General features: G+C 66.7%; 3 protein-coding genes. All 3 read right to left on the bottom strand.

All coding sequences use genetic code 11. The features are described from left to right. Positions 1-40 precede the first annotated feature (40 nt). Positions 41-538 (bottom strand): Holliday junction resolvase RuvX, encoded by a 498-nt coding sequence (gene ruvX, locus WBF82_RS17195; RefSeq protein WP_424384172.1) that lies wholly within the window; start codon positions 536-538, stop codon positions 41-43. Continuing rightward, the gene (gene alaS, locus WBF82_RS17190) at positions 539-3241 is read right to left on the bottom strand and encodes an alanine--tRNA ligase (RefSeq protein ID WP_424384171.1); all 2703 of its coding nucleotides are present in this window, start codon (positions 3239-3241) and stop codon (positions 539-541) included. Positions 3242-3322: 81 nt separating this feature from the next. Next, positions 3323-3712, bottom strand: a complete 390-nt coding sequence (locus tag WBF82_RS17185; RefSeq protein WP_424079122.1) for a secondary thiamine-phosphate synthase enzyme YjbQ — start codon at positions 3710-3712, stop codon at positions 3323-3325. Between the last annotated feature and the right edge of the window lie 20 nt (positions 3713-3732).

Raw genomic sequence — 3732 nt, 5'->3', positions numbered from 1 at the left:
GCGCTGGCGATCGCGACGCGGCCGCGCACGCTCCCGGCCCTCAGACACCGTTGACCTCCCCGGGCAACATGGCACGGCGTTCGTCGAGCCAACCCTGCAGGATCGCCGCCGCGGCCGCCTGGTCGATGACCCTACGCTGGCCTTTGGCCCGCACCCCCGCCTGGCGCAGCGATCGCTGGGCGCTGACGGTAGTCAGCCGCTCGTCGGCCAGCCGCACCGGAATCGGCGCAATCCGCGAGGTCAGCTCGCCGGCCAACCCGATCGCGTCGCGGGCCGACGGGCCAGTGCGATCGGCCAGCGTTCGCGGCAACCCGACAACCACTTCGACCGCCTGCAGCTCGGCGACCAACTCGACCAGCCGTCGCAGATGCTTACCGGACCGGTCGCGGCGGACCGTTTCCACCGGCGTGGCCAGGATGCCGTCCGGATCGCTGCAGGCGACGCCGATGCGCACGCTGCCGACATCGATGCCGAGCCGCCGCCCGCGTCCCGGATCGTCCGCGGCGGGCCGATCCGGGAGGCGGTGTGCAGAGTCCACTCAGCCGACCCGCGCTATCTCCGCTCGCACCGCGTCGAGCGCAGCGTCGATACCCGATGCGTCCTTGCCCGAGCCTTGCGCCAGGTCGGCCTTGCCGCCGCCCCGACCGTTGACGGCTCCGGCGAGTTGCTTGACCAAGTCGTTCGCTCGGATGCCCAGGTCCTGCGCGGCCGGGTTGGCCGCGACCGCGTATGGCACGCTGCCGCCTTCACCCTCGGCGATCAACGCGACCACCGCCGGGTCGCTGCCCAGCTTGCCGCGGATGTCGCCGACCAGCGAGCGCAGATCGGCTGCGGTCATCCCGCCCGACATGCGCTGCGCCACCAACTTGACGTTACCGATGCGCTGCGCCCCGGTAGCGGCATTGACCGCGGCGGACCGCGCCGTCGCCAGCCGGGTGCGTTCGAGTTCTTTTTCCGCGGCCTTCAGCCGATCGACCAGGTTCGCCACCCGGGCGGGCACCTCTTCGGAGGGCACCTTGAGCGACGACGCCAGCCCGGCCATCACGGCGCGCTCCTTGGCCAGGTGCCGAAACGACTCCAGCCCGACGTAGGCTTCGACCCGACGCACGCCGGAGCCCACCGATGATTCGCCGAGGATGGTCACCGGGCCGATCTGGGCTGAGTTGTGCACGTGCGTGCCGCCGCAGAGCTCTAGTGAGAACGGACCGCCGATCTCTACCACCCGCACCTGGTCGGGGTAGCTCTCCCCGAACAGCGCCAACGCTCCCATCGCCTTGGCCTTGTCGAGCTGTTCGTTGAAGGTGTGCACCTCGAAGTCGGCTTGCACGGCCTGGTTGGCTACCTCTTGGATTTGTGAGCTCTGGGTGTCCGTTAACGGACCCTGCCAGTTGAAGTCGAATCGCAAATAGCCCGGACGGTTCAGCGAGCCAGCCTGAACAGCGTTGGGCCCCAACACTTGTCGTAGCGCTGCATGCACCATATGGGTGCCCGAGTGGCCTTGGGTCGCGCCTTTGCGCCAGCCCGGCTCCACCGCCGCGGTGACGACATCGCCCTCGACGAACTCCCCCGACTCCACGTTGACCCGGTGCACCCACAAGGTTTTGCCGATCTTCTGCACGTCGGTAACCGCGGCCCGGGCGCTTTCGCTGGCGCCGGTGCCGGTGATACTGCCGACGTCGGCGACTTGTCCGCCCGACTCGGCGTAGAGCGGTGTGCGGTCCAACACGAGCTCGACCCGGTCGGCGCCTGCGCCACCTTCTAAGCCGTGCGCCACCACCGGTACTCGCTTGCCGTCGACGAAGATGCCCAGGATCCGAGCCTGCGACGTCAACTCATCGAACCCGGTGAACTCGGTGGGCCCGGCGTCAACCAATTCGCGGTAGGCCGACAAGTCGGCGTGCGCGTGTTTGCGCGCGGCGGCGTCGGCCTTGGCACGCGAGCGCTGCTCGGCCATCAATTCCCTAAAAGCCACTTCATCGACGTGCAGGCCGGCCTCGGCGGCCATCTCCAGGGTGAGCTCGATCGGAAAACCGTAGGTGTCGTGCAGGGTGAATGCATCCGATCCGGACAGCACGTCGGCGCCGGATGCCTTGGTGGCACCGGCCACCTCGTCGAACAGCCGCGATCCGGACTGCAGGGTGCGGTTGAACGCGGTCTCCTCGGCTACCGCGATGCGCCTGATCCGGTCGAAATCGGCCACCAGTTCGGGATACGAGGGCCCCATCGCGTCACGCACGGTGACCATCAGGTCGCCGACGATCGGACCCTCGATGCCCAGCAGTTTGGCCGACCGGATCACCCGGCGCAGCAGGCGGCGCAGCACATAGCCGCGGCCGTCATTGCCGGGACTGACGCCGTCGCCGATCAGGATCGCCGCGGTGCGGCTGTGGTCGGCGATGATGCGATAGCGGACATCATCGTCGTGGTTGCCTACGTCGTAGGGGCGCGGCGCGCGGGCGGCCACCACGTCGATGACCGGGCGCAGCAGATCGGTCTCGTAGACGTTGTGCACGCCCTGCAGCAGCACCGCAACCCGCTCGACGCCCATCCCGGTGTCAATGTTCTTGCGCGGCAACGGCCCCAGGATCTGGTAGTCGTCTTTAGTGGTGCCTTCACCGCGCTCGTTTTGCATGAACACGAGATTCCAGATCTCGATGTAGCGCTCTTCGCTGGCCAGCGGGCCGCCCTCGGGACCGTATTCCGGTCCGCGGTCGTAGTAAATCTCCGACGACGGGCCACACGGTCCGGGAATGCCCATCGACCAGTAGTTGTCGGCCATGCCGCGGCGCTGGATCCGCTCAGCGGGCAGGTCCGCAATTTCCTCCCACAGCGTCGCCGCTTCGTCATCATCCAGATAGACTGTGGCCCAAAGTTTTTCGCGATCAAATCCGTAGCCGCCCTCGGCAACGGAGTTGGTCAGCAGGCTCCAGGCCAACTCGATGGCCCCTCGCTTGAAATAGTCGCCGAACGAGAAATTGCCGGCCATCTGGAAAAACGTGTTGTGCCGGGTGGTGATCCCGACTTCGTCGATGTCTGGTGTGCGAATGCATTTCTGGATGCTGGTGGCCGTCGGGTGCGGCGGCGTGCGCTGTCCGAGGAAAAACGGCACAAACTGCACCATCCCGGCGTTGACGAACAGCAGGTTGGGGTCGTCGAGGATAACCGAGGCGCTTGGCACCTCGGTGTGACCCGCTTTCACGAAATGATCGAGGAACCTCTTCCTGATCTCGTGTGTCTGCACTTCTCCGCTTTCCTTTTAGCAGCCAATTTCGACCGCACTACAGTACCGGCCCGGCCACCCGGACCGCCGCTTGCTGCCGTCTCAGCCGTTGAGAAAACTCAACCGCACCGAGCGCCGCGGATTGTCCCGGTTCAGGTCGACCAAAACCACGCTTTGCCAGGTGCCCAGCATCAGTTCGCCGCCTTGCACCGGCACGGTGATCGAGGGCGCAACAATGGCGGGCAACACATGATCGGCACCGTGGCCCTGCGACCCGTGCGCATGCTTGTAGCGGTCGTCGCGCGGCAGCAACCGTTCCAGGGTTTCGACGAGGTCGTCGTCGGAACCGGCGCCGGTTTCGATGATCGCCACCCCCGCCGTCGCATGCGGGACGAAGACGTTGCAGAGCCCGTCGCCCCGCGGAAAGCAAAACGCGCGAACTGACTCGGTCAAATCGACGATACGGCGACGCGCGGTGTCCACATCCAGCACATCGGTATTCACCGGTCCAG

Origin of the sequence: Mycobacterium sp. (genome assembly GCF_049673265.1) — a bacterium.
GTDB lineage: Bacteria > Actinomycetota > Actinomycetes > Mycobacteriales > Mycobacteriaceae > Mycobacterium.
This window is presented reverse-complemented; position numbering and strand designations above follow the sequence as displayed.